Origin of the sequence: Stenotrophomonas sp. SMYL86 (assembly GCF_036320025.1) — a bacterium.
Taxonomy (GTDB): domain Bacteria; phylum Pseudomonadota; class Gammaproteobacteria; order Xanthomonadales; family Xanthomonadaceae; genus Stenotrophomonas; species Stenotrophomonas maltophilia_A.
Map to the genome: position 1 here is coordinate 15152 of NZ_JAWIRU010000012.1, position 21574 is coordinate 36725.

Annotated in this window: 18 protein-coding genes; 7 read left to right on the forward strand and 11 right to left on the reverse strand. The window is 66.2% G+C overall.

Going from position 1 to position 21574, the window contains the following annotated elements; translation table 11 throughout:
* Positions 1-21: 21 nt before the first annotated feature.
* The 7 genes from V3B64_RS13760 to V3B64_RS13790 form a co-directional block, all read right to left on the reverse strand.
* The gene (locus V3B64_RS13760; RefSeq protein ID WP_032130030.1) at positions 22-774 is read right to left on the reverse strand and encodes an HAD family hydrolase; all 753 of its coding nucleotides are present in this window, start codon (positions 772-774) and stop codon (positions 22-24) included.
* 95 nt (positions 775-869) lie between these two features.
* Positions 870-1280 carry an EF-hand domain-containing protein gene (locus tag V3B64_RS13765; protein ID WP_004139214.1) on the reverse strand — a complete coding sequence of 137 codons (411 nt, stop codon included), beginning with the start codon at positions 1278-1280 and terminating at the stop codon, positions 870-872.
* Between the two features lie 232 nt (positions 1281-1512).
* Complete coding sequence (locus tag V3B64_RS13770; RefSeq protein ID WP_032968343.1) at positions 1513-1884, reverse strand: hypothetical protein; 372 nt, start codon at positions 1882-1884, stop codon at positions 1513-1515.
* Between the two features lie 210 nt (positions 1885-2094).
* Entirely contained in the window at positions 2095-2808 is a 714-nt protein-coding gene (locus V3B64_RS13775; protein WP_329914285.1) for a M15 family metallopeptidase, read from the reverse strand.
* Positions 2741-4294, reverse strand: coding sequence for a serine hydrolase domain-containing protein (locus tag V3B64_RS13780; RefSeq protein WP_329914286.1), 1554 nt, complete (start codon positions 4292-4294; stop codon positions 2741-2743). The genes V3B64_RS13775 and V3B64_RS13780 overlap by 68 nt, the downstream gene beginning before the upstream one ends.
* A 65-nt stretch (positions 4295-4359) precedes the next feature.
* The gene (locus V3B64_RS13785; RefSeq protein ID WP_329914287.1) at positions 4360-7362 is read right to left on the reverse strand and encodes a TonB-dependent receptor; all 3003 of its coding nucleotides are present in this window, start codon (positions 7360-7362) and stop codon (positions 4360-4362) included.
* Between the two features lie 51 nt (positions 7363-7413).
* Positions 7414-8904 carry a transglutaminase domain-containing protein gene (locus V3B64_RS13790; RefSeq protein ID WP_329914288.1) on the reverse strand — a complete coding sequence of 497 codons (1491 nt, stop codon included), beginning with the start codon at positions 8902-8904 and terminating at the stop codon, positions 7414-7416.
* 132 nt (positions 8905-9036) lie between these two features.
* Here V3B64_RS13790 and V3B64_RS13795 point away from each other — a divergent pair, with 132 nt between their 5' ends.
* The 6 genes from V3B64_RS13795 (at position 9037) to V3B64_RS13820 (ending at position 15353) form a co-directional block, all read left to right on the forward strand.
* Complete coding sequence (locus tag V3B64_RS13795; RefSeq protein WP_329914289.1) at positions 9037-10473, forward strand: SH3 domain-containing protein; 1437 nt, start codon at positions 9037-9039, stop codon at positions 10471-10473.
* Positions 10474-11568 (forward strand): dipeptide epimerase, encoded by a 1095-nt coding sequence (locus V3B64_RS13800; RefSeq protein ID WP_329914290.1) that lies wholly within the window; start codon positions 10474-10476, stop codon positions 11566-11568.
* A gap of 421 nt (positions 11569-11989) precedes the next feature.
* The gene (locus tag V3B64_RS13805) at positions 11990-12838 is read left to right on the forward strand and encodes a MurR/RpiR family transcriptional regulator (RefSeq protein WP_107432958.1); all 849 of its coding nucleotides are present in this window, start codon (positions 11990-11992) and stop codon (positions 12836-12838) included.
* Positions 12839-12853: 15 nt separating this feature from the next.
* Complete coding sequence (locus V3B64_RS13810; protein ID WP_329914291.1) at positions 12854-13615, forward strand: L,D-transpeptidase family protein; 762 nt, start codon at positions 12854-12856, stop codon at positions 13613-13615.
* On the forward strand, positions 13612-14913 hold the full coding sequence (locus V3B64_RS13815; protein ID WP_121504728.1) for an amino acid permease: 1302 nt from the start codon (positions 13612-13614) through the stop codon (positions 14911-14913). Before V3B64_RS13810 ends, V3B64_RS13815 begins: the two co-directional genes overlap by 4 nt.
* Before the next feature lie 110 nt (positions 14914-15023).
* The gene (locus V3B64_RS13820) at positions 15024-15353 is read left to right on the forward strand and encodes a hypothetical protein (RefSeq protein ID WP_032130379.1); all 330 of its coding nucleotides are present in this window, start codon (positions 15024-15026) and stop codon (positions 15351-15353) included.
* A 52-nt stretch (positions 15354-15405) separates the two neighbouring features.
* Here the strand turns inward: V3B64_RS13820 and yiaA are convergent, their stop codons facing one another.
* Positions 15406-15858 carry an inner membrane protein YiaA gene (gene yiaA / locus V3B64_RS13825; RefSeq protein WP_329914292.1) on the reverse strand — a complete coding sequence of 151 codons (453 nt, stop codon included), beginning with the start codon at positions 15856-15858 and terminating at the stop codon, positions 15406-15408.
* Between the two features lie 170 nt (positions 15859-16028).
* Between yiaA and V3B64_RS13830 the strand changes: the two genes are divergently transcribed.
* Positions 16029-17195, forward strand: coding sequence for a PQQ-dependent sugar dehydrogenase (locus tag V3B64_RS13830; RefSeq protein WP_329914293.1), 1167 nt, complete (start codon positions 16029-16031; stop codon positions 17193-17195).
* Between the two features lie 70 nt (positions 17196-17265).
* Here V3B64_RS13830 and V3B64_RS13835 read toward each other — a convergent pair whose 3' ends face one another.
* The 3 genes from V3B64_RS13835 to V3B64_RS13845 form a co-directional block, all read right to left on the reverse strand.
* A complete protein-coding gene (locus V3B64_RS13835) occupies positions 17266-17808 on the reverse strand; it encodes a hypothetical protein (protein WP_329914294.1) in 543 nt (180 codons plus the stop codon).
* A gap of 131 nt (positions 17809-17939) precedes the next feature.
* Entirely contained in the window at positions 17940-20114 is a 2175-nt protein-coding gene (locus tag V3B64_RS13840; RefSeq protein ID WP_329914295.1) for a glycoside hydrolase family 3 N-terminal domain-containing protein, read from the reverse strand.
* A gap of 128 nt (positions 20115-20242) precedes the next feature.
* Positions 20243-21514, reverse strand: coding sequence for a mechanosensitive ion channel domain-containing protein (locus tag V3B64_RS13845; protein ID WP_329914296.1), 1272 nt, complete (start codon positions 21512-21514; stop codon positions 20243-20245).
* Between the last annotated feature and the right edge of the window lie 60 nt (positions 21515-21574).

The window sequence follows — 21574 nt, forward strand, 5'->3', positions numbered from 1 at the left end:
TGCCGCAGCCGCCGGGTCCTGTCAGGCCGCCGCCGAGGCCTTGGCCTCGATCGCGGCCAGTGCGGCCGGCCAATCATGGGCGGTATCGGCAGTGACCATGCGCGGTTCGTCGTCGGCCACGCCGTGCTGGGTCTCGTGGGCCCAGGTCACTGCATACGGGGTATGCACGCCCCAGCCGCCCAGGGTCACCACCGGCTCGATGTCCGAGCGCAGCGAGTTGCCGACCATCACGAAGCGCTGCATCGGCAGGTCGAACTCGGCCAGCACACGGGCGTAGGTTTCCGGGTCCTTCTCGGAGACGATCTCGATGCGCGGGAACAACTCGGCCAGGTTGGCGACCTTGATCTTGGCTTCCTGGTGGAACAGGTCGCCCTTGGTGATCAGCACCACCGGGTAGTGCTCGGCGATCGCCGCCACCGCTTCGCGCACACCGTCGATCAGTTCGACCGGGTGGCGCAGGGTGTCGTGGCCGATGTCCAGGATGCGCTGGATGTCCTTGGCCTCGATGCGCTGGCCGGTGATGTCGATGGCCGCTTCGATCATCGACAGCGTCATGCTCTTCACGCCGTAACCGAAGGTGCCCAGGTGGCGCTGCTGCACTTCCAGCAGGTGGCGCGCGGTCTGCGTGTCATGCACGTCGACGTAGCGCGACAGCAGGTCAAGATAATCCTGCTCGGCCTTGCGGTAGTAGTCCTCGCTCTTCCACAGCGTATCGTCACCGTCAAAACCGACCAGGCCGATGGCGCGCGACGGCGCAGGCGTGGGGGTGTTCATCGCACAAGGATACAGGGGTGCTGGTGACGATAAAAACCCGGGCGGCCGCAGCCGCCCGGGTCCCCATGCACCGGTCTTCCCGAATCAGGCGTGGATCAGCGGCCCTGCGCCGCGCCGGCACCTGCACCGGCCTGCTGGGCGGCCACGTAGGCCTTGTACTCGTCGGCGCTCAGCTCGCCGTCCTTGTTGGTATCGGCCTGGTCGAACACCTGAGCGAGGCCTGCGTTCACCTGCGCCTCGGTCTTGCTGATGGTGCCGTTGCCATCGGTATCGATGCTGGCCCAGGTCTGGCCACCGCCATTGGCCTGTGCCGAAGCCGCTGCGGCCGCGTTGGTCGCCTGGTCAGCCGCCTGCCCTGCCTGTGCCGCCGACTGCTGCGCCTGCGCGGCCTCATTCTGTGCCTGCGCGGCCTGCTGCTTGGCCGACTGGGCCATCGCCGGAATGGCCAGCACGCTGCCGGCGGCGACGATCAGGGCGATCAGGGGCTTGCGGTTGCGAATAGTCATCAGGGGTGTCTCCTACCAATTGGGTGGTGTTGCGCGGCGTGTTGTTTCCGCACGGCACCTACCCTGCCACCGCGTTTCTGAATCGATTTTGCCCCGCGACCGGCGTCAACACGCACGATTAACCACTCACCTCCACGCATGCTTTAGCGCGGTGGTTAGCAGCAAGTGAGCAGCTCATAAGATGCGCATTCAGCGCTGCTGGATTTAACCGGCAACCAACGAAAAACCTGCGTCAGTCGACGTTCTGAGCCGATGACCGCGAACTGAACACCACCCAGCCGAGGGCAACACCGGCGAGCGCACCGGCGATTTCCAGCACCACGCGGCTGCCGAGTTCGTTCGGATCGTGGATGGTGGCGAGGAAAAGGCGCGCATACAGGGGCGACTCCAGACGCACGATGCCCATGTAGAACAGCTTCCAGGCATCGATGCCGGCGGAGATGATCACGGCGATGACGCAGGACCAGCCGATCGCGTGGCCAACCGTCCAGTGCAGGAGCCGGCACAGCTGCGACCACAGGAAGTACACCAGCAGCCCGACCAGCAGGGCGATGGCGCCCGCTTCGAGGGTACCGAGCAGGCCGAAGTGCAGGGGAAGGTTCATCGGGTGGGCAACGGTGGGATGGCGGCCAGTGTAAGGGATCTGCCTCGGACCCAATCCGGTAGCCCCGGTAGATCCACGCCATGCGTGGATGAATCCCCATCGAAATCGAATACTCCGATGATTGAACGAAGAGCATCCACGCATGGTGTGGATCTACCGTGTCGACCAAGGTCGACACCTACCAACAGCAGCGCCCCTCTGCCGATGTCCCTACCGCACGGGGACGTCGTATGCGGTGCCCGGGTCCGGTTCGGGCTGCAGGGTGTAGTGCCACCACTCCTGCGGATAGTTGACGAAACCACGGCGTGCCATCGCCTGCACCAGCTGCTTGCGGTTCGCCTGCTGCGCAGCGCTCAGCCCGCTCGTCTGCGTATGCGCGCGTGGCCCGAAGAAATCGAAATCCGTCCCCATGTCCAGTGGCGTACATGCACCACTGCCGCAATCCAGCAGCCCCAGATCCACCGTGGCACCGCGACTGTGGCCGGAGCGCTCGGCGATGTAGCCGTCGGCCAGCAGCCGTGGCTTGTCCAGATCCGGGTACTGCAAAGCCTTGCGCGAGCGCTCGCGCGGATCGTTCACCCAGGCCATGAAGGCCTGCACCGAACGCACCGGCCGGTAGCAGTCGTAGAGGCGCAGGCCAAAGCCATCCGCGCGCAGGTCCTGTTCCACCTGTGCCAGTGCCTTCGCCACCGGCGCCAGCAGGTAACAGGACGGCGCCTCGTAACCCGGCACGCGCGCGCCGGTGAAGTTGTTGGCGCCGGCGTAGCGGATGTCCATCTCGATGCCTGGCGACAACGTGCGGATCTCCACGAATCCGGCGCTGGCGGCATCGGTGGCCGGCGAAACACGCGGCGGCTCAGCGGCGCTGGCGCTCGCTGCCAGGGCAGTCGCCAGTACGAGTGAAATGCAGGTCCTGGAAGTCATAGCTGAAGTCGATGTCCGGGTCGATGGCACGCAGGTCCAGTGTGGGCGGCGCACCGTCACCGGGCTGCAGCCAGGCCTGTGCGTCTTCGCCCAGCGTATCCCAGCGCAGCAGCCAACGCCCCTGCAACTGCAGCACCGTGGCCTGCAGCCGGGGCGACTTGTCCACGCTGAAGCGCAGGCCATCCGCGCCCGGGCACAGTGAGGCCGGGCCCAGCCACGGATCGCGGTAACGGCCCTGCCAGTGCGGCAGATCCGTGCGGCTCGTCTCCTGCGCCGCAACGGTGGACGGCCGCGGATGGCCGGTCGCCGCCCGCGTTGCCTGGTCTGCCTTCAATTCGGCCAGGTACTCCATCGCAGGCCGCGCATCGTCCGCTGCGGTGAAGCGCTTCAGCGCGGCCTGCATCAACGCGGTACGCGCATCCTCGCCTTCGCCATTGATCAGCATCACCACACCCACCTTGCGGTCGGGCAGCAGCGCCAGCGACGAGTACATCCCTGACAGCGTGCCGGTGTGTGCCACCTTCCACTGCCCATCCATGTCAGAAACGCGCCAGCCATAGCCGTAGCCGTAAAAATGCGCGTTGTCCCAGCGCCGCTGGCGCTCACCCAGCGGCATCGGCATGTGTAATGTCCACAACGTGCGGCGCTGTTCACTGTCCAACCAATCCGGCACCACGGCAGGATCAAGCAGTACCTGCATCCAGCGCGTCATGTCGCGCAGCGAACAGCGGATGCCTCCGGCAGCCATGGACGGCAGGTCCGGGCTGATGGCACCGTCAGCGTTCACCACCTCATTGCGATCACGACGCCAGGCATGTGGCTGCGCGACGTTGCCTACGCGCTTCACCGACCAGGCCCCCACCTGGCAGCGCGTCATGCCGAGTGGTTCAAACACCTGCTCGCGCATCAACGGGTCGTACGATTTGCCACCCGCCGCAGCGGCCACTTCGCCGGCCACCACGTACATCAGGTTGTCGTAGGCATAGTGGCTGCGGAAGCTGCTGACCGGCTTCAAGTGCGCCAGTCCGGCAATGATGTCGGCGCGGGTGAACGTGTTCGGTTCCGGCCACAGCATCAGGTCGCCGGCACCCAGGCCGAGGCCGCTGTTGTGGATCAGCAGGTCGCGCACCTGCATCTGCTGGCCCACCCATGCGTCATGCATGCGGAAACCGGGCAGGTGCCGCCGCACCGGGTCATCCCAGCGCAGCTTGCCCTGTTGCACCAGCCTCGCCAGCAGCGCCGCGGTCATCGCCTTGCTGTTGGAGGCGATCTTGAACAGCGTGTCCTCGTCAATGCGGGCCCCATCACCGCGCGCCCCTTCCGCATGGCGATAGACCACGCGCCCGTTCTCGACTACTGCCATGGCCAGCCCGGGGAGATTCTCGGCCCGGACCACGGCGGCGACATCGGCATCGATGGATGCGGTATCGACCGCCGAAGCGGAGGGTGCGGCCAGTGCCGCTGCGAGGATCAGCAGGGAATGCATGGGCGTTCCTCACGGGGTATGACCCAGCCCCCGCGCCACCCATCGGGATGGCGCGGGAGGGTGCCTCAGTAGCTCAGGCTTACGGTCAGCTGCGCATAGCGCGGCGACTGGAAGCTGGTCGGCCACAGGAAGGTATCGCTGATGTGACCAATGGCGTTTTCCTTCTCCTGGTCCACCGACATCTTCTTCTGCTGGTTGGTCAGGTTGTAGATGGACAGCTTGACCTTCAGGTCGGCCTCGCCGAACTGCTTGTTCCAGGTGATGTTCGCACCCAGTTCGTAGGTCCACGGCATGCGCCCGTAGCCTCCGCGCGGGGAATGCTCGTAGACGCGCTCGGAAGGAACACTGGAGGTGCAGTTCTGCACGCAGATGTAGTAGCTGTGGAAGGGCTTGGTATTGCCGCTGGGGTTACCCACGCCAAACCCCGTGATCGGACCGCCGGAGCGGGCGTCAAGGGTGGCACCGACCAGCAGGTTCTCGGTGATCGCGTAGCTGCCGCGCAGCTTCAACTGATGGCGACGATCATTGGCCAGGTAGCCGTAGCCCCCTCGGTTGACCCACGGATCATCGAAGTTCTCGGTGCGGCCGGTATCGGCAAAGTCGGTATCGGAGTTGACCGGGCCTTCGGCGTTGCCGCGCCCGTAGGCCAGCGTGTACGAGGCATTCATCGCCCACGTGCCGTCCCAGCCACGGTCCAGCTGCAGTTCCAGCGCCTTGTAGTCGCGACGCGGCTTGTCCCAACCGATCTGGCCGATGTAGTTGCCCTTGTCGTCGTACTGGGCGAAGCCCTCCTTGCTGGTGTCCACGGTCAACCAGCCATCGGAGACACCGTCGCAGTTGGTATCACCCCACACGGTGACCTTCCTGCCCGGGTTGGCCATCACCCAGCCCACTTCGGCATTGCCGCACTGCGCGCTGGCCGTGATGTGCATGTCATCGATGGCGTTGTGCAGCTTGCGGTAGATGCCACGCACCCCATAGGACCAACGCTCGTTGAGCATCTGCTGGAAGCCCAGGATCAGTTCATCCTGGTAGACCGGATCCATGTCACGGTCCACTTCCGAGCGCAGGTCACCCACGGTGCCATCCCCCTGCGAGTTGTCCACCGGCCCGATCTGCGCACCGGTGCGCGGCACGGCATAGCGGCTGCCATTGATCTCACGGATGTCCCAGCCGTTGAAAGCGTAATAGGTGCGCTCATCAAGCAGCCCACCGGCCTGTTTGATGTTAATCACGTTGGCCACCGGCAGGTAGTAGCGGCCGATGTTGCCGAACAGCTTCATCGCGCCATCGCCCTTGATGTCCCAGGCGAAGCCGGCACGCGGCGCCCACATGTTGTCCATCTTGATGTAGCTGCGACCTTCGGCATCCTTGTTGTCGAAGGTCTCCATGCGGATGCCGAGGTTCAGCAGCAGGTTGTCGGTGACCGACCAGTTGTCTTCCAAGTAGTACGCCGAATTGGTGCTCTCGAACTCCCCCCCTACTTCATTGCGCCGCGCGCGCACGTAGGCGGTAGTGCCCGCTGGTACCACGCCGCCGTTCTCCAGGATCGAACCCGGAGTGGTCTTGTAGACGTTGTAGTAGAACGCACCGGGGCCCGGATAATAGCGGTCATAGGTGGACACGTTCTTCTCGTGATCCACACCGAAGCGCAGCAGATGGGCGCCCAGCTGCCACTCGAAATCCAGGCGCGCCTGCTCGCGGTCATCCACGCGCGACTGCACGGTGGAGTTGGTGGTGCAGCCCAGCGGTACGCCTGCCGGAGCCAGTCCGCTCTCGGCCACCACACGATTGCATTCCAGGTCGGTCATGCTGCGCTGCGAGGCATAGCGCTGGTTCTTGCCGTACATCGCACGCACCGACAGGCCTTCGGTGAGTTGGCCGTTGTAGGACGCGGCCCAGTTCTTGCCGCCATTGGTGGTGTAGATCTCGTTGGTCTTGGCAGTGGGCTCGCCCTTGGCCAGGTCGAAGCCGTAGACGTCGTAGGCCCAGTTGTCCTTGTCCGAGAACCCCATCAGCGACAGGCGGTGGTTGTCGTTGATCTGCCAGTCCAGCTTGCCGCCCCAGAACGGATCGTCGGTGCTGCCCTGGTTGAAGACGTTGCCATCGTTGTTGGTGTACTGGGCGCGGTTGTCGCGGATCTCGTACATGCCGAAGAAGAACAGGCGGTCCTGTACCAGTGCACCCGAACCCCACACGTTGAGCCGGTTGGTGGTGTGCTTGTCCTGGCTGCCGATGATGTACGGCGTGCCGTCAGCGGTGTAGTGATCGTTCTTGCTGGACTGCCAGGCACGCGGCTCGAAGGTGTACTCGACGCCAGCGTGGAAATCGTTGCTGCCCGAGCGCGTCGCAGCGTTGATCACGCCGCCGGTGGTACGGCCGAACTCCACCGAGTAGCCACCGGTCTTCACCTGGAATTCCTGGAAGAACGCGAACGGCGCCGATGAGAAGCCGACGCGGTTGTAGAAGTCGGTCACGTTCAGGCCATCGATGTAGACCGCGTTCTCGGCCACCGACGAACCACCGAAGGAGATGCCCTGCGCACCCAGCGAGCCTTTGCCCGAGACCACGCCCGGGGCCAGCATCGCCACCGATTTCAGGTCCTGGTCGACCGGCAGCCGCTCGATGTCCTGGCGGCTGAGGTTCATGGACGAATCGGTGGAGGTCACGTCGACCATCGAGATGACCTGTGGCGCGCGCACCTGCACGGCACCCAGCGTGCTGATGCCAGAGACGGGCACATTGACCGTTGTGGCGTTGCCAAGCGACACCGTCACTTCACCCACCTGCGCCGGCGTACCGCCAGCCACCGCGACCTCCAGCGTATAGGTGCCTACCGGCAACTGTGGAATGCGGTAGCTGCCGTTGGCGTCGGCCTTCACCGAACGCGAGAAACCGGTAGCCGGATTGCGCACGGTTACCGTGGCGGCGTCCAGGCGCTGGCCCGAATCGGTGACCAGCCGGCCAACCACCGAACCATCCTGTGCGAATGCGCTGGGCGCGATCATGCCCAGACACGCCCCAAGGGCGACGCACAACGCCGCCCGCTTGATGCTGTAAGCCTTCATCCCCTGCTCTCTCCTGCAAGAATTGAATGGTGTGGAGTGCGATGTGTCGCGCTAGCGTTGCCCGGCTGGCAGTACCCGCCACTGGAAGTCGTAGTTCCATTGGTCGAAGTACAGGTTGCCGCCAGCCCACTCGGCCTCGCCGCGCTGCGAGTCGACCGTTTCCGAGCGGAAGTGCTGCTTGGCCGGCACCAGGGCCTGGCCGAAATCGTCGTTGAAGGCGATGCGGTAGCCGTCGAGGCCACCCAGGTAGAAATCGCGCAGGGCCGGCACGTCGCTGGCCAGTGCGCCGGTGGTCACGTCCATCGGCAGCCATCCATACGGCGCCAGGTAGACCTGCCCCCAGTCATGCAGGTTGTTGTAACCACTGCCATCGCCGGAGAACACCATGCCCGACTGCCAGCGTGCGGGAATGCCGTTCATGCGCAGCAGCGCGATCAGCAACAGCGTCTGCTGGCCGCAGTCGGCATGTCCGGCACGCAGCGCGTAATCGCTGATGTTGCTGATCGTGGAGTATTCGCGCGCACCGGCCCATGGAATGCGATCCACGGCAGCAAACAGCTTGCGCACCACTTCATACGGGCGGGTTTCCCCCTGCAGCACCTGGTCGGAGAACAGCTTCAGTGCCGGCGTGAATCGCACGTGCGGCGGCTGCTCGGCCAGGTAGGGTTTCAGCGCCGGATCGGCCGGTGTCGGCTGCACCTTGGCCGGATCGATCGCGGTATGCCGGGCCAGGATCGTGACCGCGTAGCGGACCTCGAAGCGCGTCGGCTGCCCCGCCACCGCCTTGGCTTCCAGATAGGCCGTGCGCTGCAGGGTGCTGGCTGGCGCCACGCGCGCCTTGCCCGGGGTGCTGCCCAGCCACTGCACCCGCTCCTGCTGGCCCGGGATCTCGCGCGGGTACGGAATCCAGGCGCGTACGGTCTCGCCGGCCGGCACCGCATCGGCTTTCACCGTGAGCGACTGGGTGAATTCAATGCGCTGCGGCAGTACCGACGCCCGGCCGCTCTGTTCGGCTGCGGCAAGCACGCGTGCGTGGTGCGCGTTGAGCACCTCGTTCGGTCCCGGCGGTGACATCGGTGCATCCGCGCGCCGGCGTGCGCGAGCCTCGTCGCTGAGCAGGAACAGGTTCGACGGTGCGCGCTTGAAGTACCAGCGCGTGCCATCGATGTCGAGGTGTTCGATCAGTCCAAGCTGGTCCCAGCGTGCGAATTCCTCGTCGGTCAGGTCGGGAATCCAGCGGCGCACGGCAGACTTGGCGGCGGCTTCGTCGAGGGAAAAATCCAGGCGGATGCGGCGCATGCGCTCTTCCTGGAACGCGATGTCGTCGAAACTGACGCCAGGCTCCGCCGCGTCCGCAGCCGACCAGGTGTTCAGTTCGCTGCCGGCTTCAAAGAACCGTCCCGCGTCGATCATCTGCACGACGCGCGCGAACTGGATGGCCGAGGGTGGCGGCTCCGCTCCCGCCGACCACGCGCACAGCAGCAGCGCGGCACTCAGGCCGGCAGCAGCAGGCAGACGCAGTTTGCGAACGGCAGACTCCACAGCGACACTTCCCCAGCGCGGGTGGTAACGGCTGTGTAACACGGGCCGGGATGCCGGTCAATAATTTATTCTTGCTTTCGATGCCAAAAGGAATAAATATTCCAGCAGGCATTCGAGGAGGGTGTGCAGCGCATGATCCTGGCTTCCCGCGAACGGCATCGGCATTGGCCACGCCGCTTGACCCTGGCCCTGTGCCTGCTGGCCGCACCGGCCTTTGCACAGGCGGCCCCGCCGCCCGACCCGGGCGCGCCGCTGCCCTATGTGATCGGCCTGCACGAGGCCTACCTCACCCCGCAGTACTGGACCGCGCGCCTGGACAACGCAGACGTGCCGATCCTGGACCGCAGCCAGATCGAGGCACAGAACGCGCGGATGCAGGCACAGGACAGCCACATCCAGGACATCGCCGCACTGCCCGCGCAGCTTGATGCGGCGGCGGTGCGCGCCAGCATCACCTCGCTGTCGAGCTGGCCCATCCGCACTCTGTACAACGACAAGGGCAAGGCCATTACGCCGGCACTGCGCAGCGCGACCGAAGCCAATCTGGGCCTGCAGTCCATTCCCGCGCAGACGACACCGCAATACGGGCTGGTGGTGAAGCGCGCCGCACTGCGCACCTTCCCCACTCGCGAGCGCGTGTTCAGCAGCATCGGCGACACCGACATCGATCGCTTCCAGGAATCGGCGCTGTTCCCCGGCGACAAGGTTGCCGTGGTCCATCGCAGCGCCGACGGCCGCTGGTTGTTCGTGCACAGCGAGCGCTACAGCGCATGGATCGAGGCCGATGCCATCGCCAGCGGCGACAAAGCCACGGTGCTCGGCTACGGCGCGAAGGGACCTTACCGGATCATCACCGGCGCCACCGCGCAGACTGCCTACACCCCGGAAGAACCGCGCGTCTCGCGCCTGCAGCTGGACATGGGCGTGCGCTTGCCGGTGCTGGCCGACTGGCCGGCGTCAGAGCCGGTGAACGGCCAGCAGGCGCACGCATCGTGGGTGGTGCAGCTGCCGGTACGCGAGGCCGATGGTCGATTGAAGCTGATACCGGCCCTGCTGCCGCGCTCGCAGGACACCGCCGCCGACTACCTGCCGCTGACCCCACGCCTGCTGCTGCAGCAGGCCTTCAAATTCCTCGGTGAACGCTACGGCTGGGGCCACGACTACGACACCCGCGACTGCAGCGGTTTCGTTTCCGAGATCTACCGCAGCTTCGGCGTGCTGCTGCCGCGCAATACCAGCGCGCAGGCGGTCAGCCCGGCGCTGGACCGCGTGCCATTCACCGGCAAGGACGGCAAGGCCGTGCGCGACCGCGCCGTCACCGACCTGCAGGTGGGCGACCTGGTCTACATCCCCGGCCACGTGATGATGGCCATCGGCCACGTCGACGGCCGCACCTGGGTGATCCACGATACGGCGGGCGGCAGCTGGTTTGGTGCTGACGGCACGCGCGTGCAGGCCCACCTCAATGGTGTTTCGGTCACCCCGCTGGAGCCGATGATGGCCAGCGACAGCGTCCGCTACATCGACCGCATCACCAACATCCAACGCCTGCGTGCCAAGACCCCCTGAATGAAGATCACTGCCATCGAACTGGGCATGCTGCGCGTGCCGCTGAAAACACCGTTCAAGACTGCCCTGCGCACGGTGGAAACCGTGGAAGACGTGGTGGTGCTGATCCGCACCGACACGGGCAACACCGGCTACGGTGAAGCCCCGGCCACGGCGGTGATCACCGGCGATACGCACGGCTCGATCATCGAAGCGATCCGTCACTTCATCGCGCCGCGCCTGATCGGCCAGGACGTGGCCAACCTCAATCGCCTGTGCGGTCTGGTGCAGACCGCGATGGAGCGCAACACCAGCGCCAAGGCGGCGGTGGAGATCGCGCTGTACGACTTGTGGGCACAGCTGCATGGCGCGCCGCTGTACCAGATGCTGGGCGGCGGCGACCCGGTGATCACCACCGACATCACCATCAGCGTGGACTACATCGACAAGATGGTGGCCGATTCGCTATCGGCGATCGAGCGCGGCTTCGAGTCGCTGAAGATCAAGGTCGGCAAGGACATCGGTCTGGACATCGAACGGGTCAAGGCGATCCACGCTGCTGTGGAAGGCCGCGCCCTGCTGCGGCTGGATGCCAACCAGGGCTGGACCGCCAAGCAGGCGGTGCATGCCATGCGCACGCTGGAGGAAGCGGGCGTGGTGCTCGAGCTGCTGGAGCAGCCGGTGAAGGCCGCCGACATCAGTGGCCTGAAGTACGTGACCGACCGCGTCAACACGCCGGTGATGGCCGACGAAAGCGTGTTCAGCCCGAGCCAGGTGATGGACCTGATCCAGCAGCGCGCGGCCGACATCATCAACATCAAGCTGATGAAGACCGGCGGCCTGTCCAACGCGATCCGCATTGCCGACATCGCCGGCATCTACGGCGTGCCCTGCATGATCGGCTGCATGATCGAATCCAGCGTCAGCGTGGCCGCGGCCGTGCACCTGGCGGTGGCCAAGAGCGATGTGATCACCAAGGTCGATCTGGACGGCCCGTCGCTGGGCCAGTTCGACCCGGTCAGCGGGGGCGTGCATTTCAATGAATCGGAGATCAGCATCAGCGACGTACCGGGGCTGGGCATCACCGAAGTGCGTGGGCTGGAGATGCTGGGTTGAACCGCGCAGTCGAGCATGGCTCGACTCTACAAGGGCCGTGCGTATCTGATGCCTGGTCGGGCGTTACTTTTCTTTTCGCGAAAAGAAAAGTAACCAAAAGAAACGCTCCGCCGGCCGCGAGCCGACGTGCTGCGCACGTCGGTGCCCTGTGCTCCTCGGTCCGGCGAGGGACGGCGCGGAACTCGCTGCGCTCAGACACCCGCGCCTCTTCGCCCTCGCCGGACCTGCGGTGCTCGGCTCGCTACAAGGCGGACTCAACGTCCAAAGCAACAGCTGCACCCAGTAAATCCATGCCATGCGTGGATGCTCCTGCTTCTGCTCTACCCCGTACCCCCCTCGCGTCTGGCACCCGCCCGGCCCATTCCATGACACGCTCTACGCTGCCAACCGCAATGCGCCTACACATGCCCGGACTCCCCGCATGCCGCCCCTGCTGAAGATCCGTTCCGAGCGCGGGCAGATGTCGGCCATCGAGCGTCGCATCGCCGACTTCATTCTCGACAACGCCCACCTGCTGCGCGACTACTCGTCCCAACAGCTGGCCAGCGCGCTGGGCATCAGCCAGTCCAGCGTGGTGAAGTTCAGCCAGAAGCTCGGCTTCAAGGGCTACCCGGACCTGAAGTACTCGATCGGCCAGGATGTGGCTCGCGCCGGTGCCGACCCGCAGCAGGCGCCCAGCGAACCCGACAGCGGCGATGACTACCTGCGGTTGGGCGAGGCCCTGCGCCGCAGCAAGGCACAAGCCGAAGAGGAAACCCGCCAGGCCAACCCGCGCGGGGAAATCGAGCGCATCGTGCAGCTGCTCGACGGCGCGCCGAAGCTGTTCGTGTACGGCCTGGGTGACGACGGCCTGTACGCGCGTGAGTTCGCCATGCGATTGTCGCTGCTCGGCCTGCTGGTGGTGCCGCATACCGACCCGATCCTGATGCTGGCCAACCTGTCGGCCGCGCGCCCCGGTGATGCACTGCTGGTGTTCTCCGAGTTCGGCAACCTGCCCCAGCTTTCGCAGTTGTCGCGCCAGTTCCAGGACATGGGTGGCAAGGTGATTTCCATCACCCGCCACACCGCCAACCCGCTGCGCGCGCATGCTGATGCAACACTGGTGGTGTGTGCGCACGACCGCACGCCGCAGGTCGCGCAGCTGCTGTACCGTAGCGCCATGCACGCCCTGCTCGATTTCCTGTTCGTGCTGCTCTGCCACGCCAATCCGGATCGCCAGCAGCAGCTCGCGGTGAACCTGGAGCGGATCGACCACCTGCTGGATTCCTGACCGGAGCGCACGTTGATGAAATCGCTGGTCCGCCTTGCCACCACTGCCGTGCTGCTTGCTGCAGCGATGTCCTCCCACGCCTCGCCGCTGGATGGCGCGCGCCAGCTGATCGTGGTCACCAGCGGAAGCTGGGACAGCACCGAGGGGCAACTGCAGGCCTATGTGCGCGATGGCAAGGGCTGGCATGCACATGGGCAGGCGTTCCCGGTGGCGCTCGGCCGTACCGGCAGCGCCTGGGGGCTGGGCCTGCATCCGGCGCAGGCCGACGGCCCGCAGAAACAGGAAGGCGATGGCCTCAGCCCGGCCGGCGTGTTCGCGCTGGGCAGCGCGTTCGGCTATGCCGTTACACGCCCCGGCACCGCCATGCCCTACCAGCCGATGCTGGACAGCAGCTACTGCATGGATGTGCCCGGCTCTCCGTTCTACAACCGCATCGTGGATGAAAAGAAGGTCGGCAGTGCAGCGGTCAAGGGCTCCACCGAGCCGATGCGGCTGGACCTGCACAACCAGGGCGACGTGCGCTACCGGGAAGGCTTCGTCATCGCCCACAACCCGGACAACCAGCCCGGCAAGGGCAGCTGCATCTTCGCCCACCTGTGGCGCCAGCCCGGCGAGGCCACGGCCGGCTGCACCGCCATGCCGCAGGCGCGCATGCAGGCCCTGCTGGACTGGTTGCGCCCGCAGGATAGGCCGCGCTTCGTGCTGCTGCCGCGCGCCGAGTACACGCGCCTGCAGGCCCAGTGGCAGCTGCCCGCACTGAGCGGAGACGCCCGTTGAGCGCGCAGGACGAACCGCAGCTACAGCGCGCGGTCAGCCGCTGGCAGATCGTCGGCCTGTCGATCAACGATGTGATCGGCAGCGGCATCTACCTGCTGCCGGCCGCCACCGTCGCCCTGCTCGGCCCCTTCAGCCTGTGGGGCGTGGTCGCCGCCGGCATCGTCGTTGCCCTGCTGGTGCTGTGCTACGCGCAGGCCGCCAGCTACTTCGATGAACCCGGTGGCAGCTACCTGTATGCCCGTGAGGCGTTCGGGCGATTCGCCGGGTTCGAGATCGGCTGGATGATCTGGTTGACCCGCATCAGCTCGGCGGCCGCATTGAGCAATGCACTGGCCGATGCGGTCGCGCGCTTCTGGCCGTGGGCCGGCGCCGGCATGGGCCGCATCGCGGTGATCGTGGTGTCGCTGGGCTTCCTCACCGGCGTCAACATCATCGGCGTGCGCTCGGCCGCGCGCACCGGCGTGGTGCTGGTGATCGGCAAGATGCTGCCGCTGCTGCTGTTCGTGGCCATCGGTGCGTTCTACATCGATCCGCAGCTGGCCTTCTCCGGCCAGCGGCCGGACCCGCATGACCTGCAGCGCATGGGCGAAGCCGCCTTGCTGCTGCTGTACGCCTACGCCGGCTTCGAGAACATTCCGGCGGCCGCCGGCGAGTACCGTAATCCGCGCCGCGATATTCCATTCGCGCTGATCACCATGATCATCACCGTCACCGTCATCTACGGTGCGGTGCAGGTGGTGGCGCAGGGCACGCTGGCCGGCCTGGCCAGCTCGGCCACGCCGCTGGCCGATGCCGCCGCCGGCTTCGGTGGCGAGGCACTGGCGCTGATCCTGACCATCGGCGCGACCATCTCCATCCTCGGCACCAACAGCAACACGATGATGATGGGCCCGCGCTTCCTGTTCGCGCTGGCCCGCGATGGCTACGGGCCGAAGATCCTGGCGCAGGTGCATCCGCGCTTCCACACGCCGGCCGCGTCGATCCTGTGCCAGGGCCTGATCGCACTCGGCCTGGCCCTGTCCGGTTCGTTCGTGCAGCTGGCGCTGCTGTCGATGACCACGCGCCTGTTCGCCTACATCGGTACTGCCGCTGCAGTACTGGTGCTGGCCAAGCGCTACGCCGACCGCCCCGGTGCATTGAAGCTGCCCGGTGGCCCACTGATTCCGGTATTGGCGCTGCTGCTATGTGTTGCCCTGTTCGCCAGTGCGAGCTGGCAGAACATTGCCGCTGCACTGGTCGCGTTTGCCATCGGCGCGGTGATCTACAAGCTGCCGCGCAAGGATGCCGACGCCGGGTGAGCGGAGCGCCGGGCCATGCCCGGCGGATTGATCTGGCGATCACGCTGCCGGACCGGGCCGTTAACCGCCTCGCAGGCACGATCAGGTTTCGTCCACAACGGAGCCCTTCCATGACCGAGTACCAGATTCCCGGCCGCGTACCGGACGACAGCACACCGCGCGATGCGGTCAGCAACTACTGGCGCGAGCGCTACACGGCCGAGCCGTACTACGACGACCAGCTGTTCTTCGAGGACTATGAGCCGGCCTACCGCATCGGCCACGCCGCACGTGCGCAGGACATGATCCGCGCCTACGAGGAAGTGGAACGCGAGCTGGAATCACGCTGGGCCAGCGAACGCGGCCGCAGCCGCCTGGACTGGGCGCAGGCACGCAGTGCCGTGCGCCGTGGCTGGGAGGAAGCGCAGCAGGTGGAACCGCGCCTGGCACGCGGCCCCTGACGGACCCGATATGCGGCAACGCCGGGCATGGCCCGGCGCTATCGTTGCTGCATCACTCCTGTTCCGGCAGCGGCGGCACGGCCGTGCTGCGCTTGCTTTCACCGCCACCGGCGGCGATCAGGTCGCGGGTGTTCTTCTGCACCGCCACCGCACCGAACAGCGACAGCGCGTACGCCATGCCGTAGAAGCCCTTCTCGCTCGACGCCAGGGTGGCATTCCACAGCCCGACCAGCAGCAGCATCAGCGCCGACAGCAGCGCGAACCAGCACAGCGCGTAGTACAGGCCACTCACCGGAATGCCCTCGACACGGTCGCGCACGCTCTTCTGCAGCGACACCGCTGCGAACAGGCCAAACAGGAGCAGGGTGAGGTAGTAGCCCTTCTCGTTCAGCGGCATCTCCGCATTGAACAGGCCTATCAGGTAGGCCACCGCGCCGAGCAGCAGGGCCACCCAGGAGGCGGCAATGAAGGCCGGCGAGGGTCGATGGATGATCGGTGCGTTCATTGCGGTTCCTTGCAGTCAGGCGGGCATGCTTTGCCCGGGCGAACCCACCCTAGACGATCCCGCCGCCGCCGCACAGGGGGAAACAGGACCTTCGGGCCAAGACCGTCACCGCCCCGGTGGTATACAAGGGAGAGCCTGGCCATCCGCATCCCCTTCCGCTGGAGATACCCATGACCCGCACGCCCCTGCTGCTCGTCCTCGGCCTGTTGCCGATCCTCGCCACCACGGCCTGCAGTGCCGCCGGCCCCGATGCCAGTGGGCAGAAAGCTGCCGCTGCCAGCACAGACGCTGCCGACCAGCGACCATTCACCGCATCCGAAATCACTCGTTTCGACCAGCCGTGGGCAATGACCTTCCTGCCCGATGGCAGCCTGCTGGTCACCGAAAAGCGCGGCAAGCTGCAGCATCTGGACCTGGCCAGCGGCCAGAAACACGAGATCACCGGCGTTCCGAAGGTCGCCTACGGTGGCCAGGGTGGTTTCGGTGACGTGATCCTGCACCCGCAGTTCGCAAGCAACCACGTGATCTATCTCAGCTATGCCGAGGAAGGCACGCTGGACACCCGTGGCGCTGCCGTCGCACGCGCCACGCTGGCGCTGGATGCCAAGGGTGGCGGTGAGCTGAAGGACCTGAAGGTGATCTGGCGGCAGAGCCCCAAGGTCAGTGGTGAGGGCCACTACGGCCACCGCCTCGTCTTCGGCCCGGACGGCAAGCTGTGGATCAGCTCCAGCGAGCGGCAGAAGTTCGATCCGGCCCAGGACATGGGCGGCAATCTCGGCAAGATCATCCGCCTCAACGACGACGGCAGCCTGCCCGCCGACAACCCGTTCGCCTCGCAGGGCGGTGTTGCTGCGCAGGTGTGGTCGCTGGGCCACCGCAACATCCTCGGCATGGCCTTCGACGCCAACGGCAAGCTGTGGGCGCACGAGATGGGCCCAGCCGGCGGCGACGAACTGAACCTGATCGTGCGCGGCGCCAACTACGGCTACCCGATCGTCTCCAATGGTGACCATTACGACGGCCGCCCGATTCCCGACCACAGCACCCGCCCGGAATTCGCCGCCCCGAAGGTGACCTGGACGCCGGTGATCTCGCCGGCCGGCTTCGTGATCTACAGCGGCAACCTGTTCCCGCAGTGGAAGGGCAGCGGCTTCATCGGCGGCCTGTCGTCCACCTCGCTGGTGCGCGTGGCCTTCGATGGTGACAGCGCGCGCGAAGCCGAACGCTTCAACATGGGCGAGCGCATCCGCGAAGTGGAACAGGGCCCGGATGGCGCACTGTGGCTGCTGGAGGACGGCAACAAGGCGCGCCTGCTGAAGCTCACCCCGAAAACCTGACAGGACGGTAGTGCCGGCCGCTGGCCGGCACGTTTTCCCGCAACGGCCCCGCACGCGGGGCCGTCTGCGTTCATTGAATGGTGATGACCTTCACCTCGGTCTTCGTGCAGGCCTGGTCCAGGCACTGCCCGTTCAACCACACCTGGCCATCGCCGATCATCACACCCTGCTGATTGACGAAGACCTTGCCGAAGTCCTGTTCGGACACCGCCTTGACCACCGCCGGGGTGATGATCTTCTCGTAGTTGCGCTGGAACTCACCGGGGCCGGTGATCTTCCTTCCGTTAGCGATATTCAGCGGGAAGCGCACTTCCTCCACCACCGCAGCGCGATCGCCGCCGACCACGGCGGTCTTGAACGCGTTGAACACCTTCTCGTACTGCGCGGCGTCGCCGAGCAGCGTCTCGATGCGCGCACGTGCGTCTTCGGTAGTCGCTTCCGCTGCGGGCGCGGCCGGTGCCGAAGCAGCGGATTCAGCGGCAGGTGCCGCAGGCGTTGCCGCAGCACTGGCCTCCATCGGCGGCGGTGCGTCCACCGCAGGCTCGGCCGGCGGTGCCGGCTGCGAACAGGCCGCCAGCAACAGGGCGGGAATCAACACAGCGATCGTGCGCATGCGCGGGCATCCATCGGTTCAAGAACACCGATGGTAGCGCCGCCCCAGTGAGGACAACAAAAAAGGGGACGGAGGGGATTAAGTCGTTAGTGGCACAAACGACTTAATCCCCTCCGTCCCCTTTTTCTCGATCAGGCCTTCAGCAGCTCGAACTGCACGGCTTCGCCTGCTGCCGACGAGGCGCAGACCCACAGGTCGAACTGGCCAGGCTCGGCACGCAGCACGCCGTCGCGGCCGGTGAACGCCAGCTGCTCGCGGGTCAGGGTGAACACCACTTCGGTCGACTCGCCCGGCTGCAGTGCCACCTTGCGGAAGTCCTTCAGTTCGCGCACCGGACGCACGCGGCTGGCCACGCGGTCGTGGATGTACAGCTGCACCACTTCCTCGCCGGCCACGTCGCCGCTGTTGGTCAGCGTGGTGGTGATGGTCAGGGTGTCGTCCCAGCCGAGCTGGCCCGCACTCAACTGCGGCACGCCATAGGCGAAGGTGGTGTAGCCGATGCCATGCCCGAACGGATACAGCGGCTCGTTCGGAATCTCGCGCCAGCGGGCCTTGAACTCCGACATGGTCGGCAGTTCCGGGCGGCCGGTGCGCGGGTGGTTGTAGAAGTACGGCTGCTGGCCGGATACCTGCGGGAAGCTGACCGGCAGGCGGCCGGACGGGCTGTAATCGCCGAACAGCACATCAGCCACCGCGTGGCCGGTCTGCGTGCCCAGGTACCAGGTCACCGCCACGGCCTGTGCATTGCGCACCGCGCCCTGCAGGGCCAGCGCGCGACCATTGCGCAGCAACACCACCAGCGGCTTGCCGGTCATCGCCACCGCTTCGGCCAGCGCCTGCTGTGCCGGCGGCAGGGTGATTTCCACGCGCGACTGCGCTTCGCCGCTGTAACGCTGCGGCTCGCCCAGCGCCAGCACCACCACGTCGGCGCGCAGCGCGGCGGCCACGGCCGCTTCGGTGCCACCGGGGATGGCCACTTCCAGTTCGCAGCCCGGCACGATTTCCAGCAGCGCGTCATCGCCGATGGCGGCGCGAACGCCGGTTTCCAGGTCCACGTAGCGCTGCTTGTCGCCGAACAGCGTCCAGCAGCCTTCAATGTTTTCGCGGTCCTGCACGAACGGGCCGATCAGCGCGATCTTCTGCCCGGTCTTCTGCAACGGCAGCACGTTGTCGCGGTTGTTCAGCAGCACGATCGAACGACGCGCCGCATCGCGCGACAGCGCGTCATGTGCGGCAATGTGCGAGGTATCGGCTTCGCGCGCCGGATCCAGCGAACGGTACGGGTCGTCGAACAGGCCGATGGTTTCCTTCAGCCACAGGATGCGGCGCACGCCTTCATCCAGCACCGCCATCGGCACCTCGCCGCTCTCGACCAGGCCCGGCAGGTGCTCGGCGTAGAAGCCGCTCTGCATGCTCAGGTCGAGGCCGGCGGTGAACGCCTTGGCGGTGGCATCGCGGTCGTCGGCGGCATAACCGTGCGCGACCAGTTCCATGTCGGCGGTGTAATCGGAGATCACCACGCCCGGGAACTTCCACTCACCGCGCAGGATGTCGGTCAGCAGTTCGGCGTTGGCGCTGGCCGGCACGCCGTTGATGTCGTTGAACGAGGACATCACGGTGATCGCGCCCGCATCGAAGGCGGCCTTGAACGGCGGCAGGTGCACGTCGCGCAGGGTCTGCGGCGAGATGTCCACCATGTTGTATTCCATGCCGGCCATCACCGCACCGTAGGCGGCGAAGTGCTTCGGCGTGGCCAGCAGCGAATCGGCAGCGCGCAGGTCGCTGCCCTGGAAGCCGCGTACGCGGGCGGCTGCGAATGCACAGCCCAGCACCACGTCCTCACCGGCACCTTCGGCACCACGGCCCCAGCGCTGGTCGCGGGCGATGTCCACCGCCGGCGCATAGGTCCAGTGCAGGCCGGCAGCGGTGGCCTCGACGGCGGTGGCGCGTGCGGTGCGCTCGGCCAGCTCCGGCTCGAAGCTGGCGGCCTCACCCAGCGGGATCGGGAACACGGTGCGCATGCCGTGGATGACGTCGGCGGCCAGGATCACCGGGATGCCCAGACGGCTCTCTTCGGTGGCGACCTGCTGGATGCGGCGGCCCAGCTCGGCGCCCACGCCATTGAACAGCGAGCCGACCTTGCCCTCGCGCACCTGCTGCAGCACCTGGTCGGCATTGCGCACGTTGGCTTCCGGGTTCACGTCCGGGGCGAACGGGCGGACCATGTCCGCGAAGACACCCAGCTGGCCGACCTTTTCCTCGACGGTCATCTGGGCAATGAGGGATTCGATGCGATCGGAGGCCACCGGCAGTCCTTGATGAAAACGTTTACAAGCCCGGCATTCTAGCGATCCCGGGCGATTTGGCGAGAGGTTTCTTCATTCAGTTTCAGCCACCAGCGGGGTCCGTATGGCCCCGCCAGCGGCACCGCAGCTTACTCCGAGCCGGCCAACTGGCGCTGCCCGGCCATCAACATGGCGTCGCTGGAGGCCTGGAACACGCGCAGGCCGAAGGCCGGCAGGATCGCCAGCAGGTGGTCGAAGATATCCGACTGCACCGCCTCGTACTCGCCCCAGGCGGTGCTGCGGGTGAAGCAGTACAGCTCCAGCGGCAGGCCCTCGGTGGTCGGCTGCAGCTGCCGTACCAGCAGGGTCATGTCGGTATGGATGCCCGGGTGGCTGCGCAGGTAACGCTCCACATACGCACGGAAGGTGCCCAGGTTGGTCACCCGGCGGCTGTTGACCTCGGCCACGCCCTGCTCGCGCAGGCGCCCGTTCCACTGGCCCAGTTCCTGCTCCTTGGCCTGCAGGTAGTCACGCAGCAGCGCGAATTCGCCGAGGAAGGCCAGGTCGCCCTCGTCCAGGAAACCGACGCTGTGCTGGTCCAGGTACAGCGCGCGCTTGATCCGGCGGCCACCGGCCTCCTGCATGCCGCGCCAGTTCTTGAACGACTCGGTCACCAGCTTCTTGGTCGGGATGGTGGTGATGGTCTTGTCGAAGTTCTGCACGGTGACGGTGTGCAGCGCGATGTCGATGACGTCGCCATCGGCGTTCTGGCTGGGCATCTCGATCCAGTCGCCGATGCGCACGCGGCCATCGCCACTGATCTGCACGCTGGCCACCAGCGACAGGATGGTGTCCTGGAAGATCAGCATCAGCACCGCCGTGGCCGCGCCCAGGCCGGTGACCAGCGGGCCCAGCTTCACCCCCAGCAGGGTGGCGACGATGGACAGGCCGGCGGCCACGAACACCACGATCTTGACCACCTGCAGGTAGCCCTTGATCGGCTTGTTGCGCGCATCGGGCTTGCGCTCGTACAGGCTGTTGGCCGCGTCCAGCGCATGCGAGAACGCCATCGACACCGTCAGTACGGCCCATACGATGCACAGCTTGATGATGACCTTGACCAGGCCTTCCGGCAGATCCGGGATGAGGGTGATGCCCGAGGCGATCACCTGGCTGGGCACCACGTTGGACAGGCGCGAAATGACCCGCATCAAGTGGCTGCCGCGCCCGGACTCGGCGCCCGGCAGGCGCTGCAGCAGGCGCCGCAGGCCACGCACCAGGATGCGCTTGGTCACCCAGTTGGCCAGGCCCGCTGCGATCAGCAGGGCTGAGATCATCAACGCCAGGTAGGCGCCGGGATAGGGTTCCAGTGTGTTCTGCAGCTTTTCCAGCCACTGTACCGCCACCACCGCGTCCACCATCAGTTGTCTCCTTGCGTTGTCGTTGTTGTTGGGGGTGCCGGCCAGCGGCCGGCACTACCG

Excerpts from the sequence above, each read along its gene's own strand:
- V3B64_RS13785 (WP_329914287.1), bottom strand. The coding sequence starts at position 7,362 with ATGAAGGCTTACAGCATCAAGCGGGCGGCGTTGTGCGTCGCCCTTGGG.
- V3B64_RS13845 (WP_329914296.1), bottom strand. The coding sequence starts at position 21,514 with ATGGTGGACGCGGTGGTGGCGGTACAGTGGCTGGAAAAGCTGCAGAAC.
- V3B64_RS13810 (WP_329914291.1), top strand. The coding sequence starts at position 12,854 with ATGAAATCGCTGGTCCGCCTTGCCACCACTGCCGTGCTGCTTGCTGCA.
- yiaA (WP_329914292.1), bottom strand. The coding sequence starts at position 15,858 with ATGAACGCACCGATCATCCATCGACCCTCGCCGGCCTTCATTGCCGCC.
- V3B64_RS13835 (WP_329914294.1), bottom strand. The coding sequence starts at position 17,808 with ATGCGCACGATCGCTGTGTTGATTCCCGCCCTGTTGCTGGCGGCCTGT.
- V3B64_RS13805 (WP_107432958.1), top strand. The coding sequence starts at position 11,990 with ATGCCGCCCCTGCTGAAGATCCGTTCCGAGCGCGGGCAGATGTCGGCC.
- V3B64_RS13830 (WP_329914293.1), top strand. The coding sequence starts at position 16,029 with ATGACCCGCACGCCCCTGCTGCTCGTCCTCGGCCTGTTGCCGATCCTC.
- V3B64_RS13760 (WP_032130030.1), bottom strand. The coding sequence starts at position 774 with ATGAACACCCCCACGCCTGCGCCGTCGCGCGCCATCGGCCTGGTCGGT.
- V3B64_RS13800 (WP_329914290.1), top strand. The coding sequence starts at position 10,474 with ATGAAGATCACTGCCATCGAACTGGGCATGCTGCGCGTGCCGCTGAAA.
- V3B64_RS13765 (WP_004139214.1), bottom strand. The coding sequence starts at position 1,280 with ATGACTATTCGCAACCGCAAGCCCCTGATCGCCCTGATCGTCGCCGCC.
- V3B64_RS13775 (WP_329914285.1), bottom strand. The coding sequence starts at position 2,808 with ATGACTTCCAGGACCTGCATTTCACTCGTACTGGCGACTGCCCTGGCA.
- V3B64_RS13820 (WP_032130379.1), top strand. The coding sequence starts at position 15,024 with ATGACCGAGTACCAGATTCCCGGCCGCGTACCGGACGACAGCACACCG.
- V3B64_RS13795 (WP_329914289.1), top strand. The coding sequence starts at position 9,037 with ATGATCCTGGCTTCCCGCGAACGGCATCGGCATTGGCCACGCCGCTTG.
- V3B64_RS13780 (WP_329914286.1), bottom strand. The coding sequence starts at position 4,294 with ATGCATTCCCTGCTGATCCTCGCAGCGGCACTGGCCGCACCCTCCGCT.
- V3B64_RS13770 (WP_032968343.1), bottom strand. The coding sequence starts at position 1,884 with ATGAACCTTCCCCTGCACTTCGGCCTGCTCGGTACCCTCGAAGCGGGC.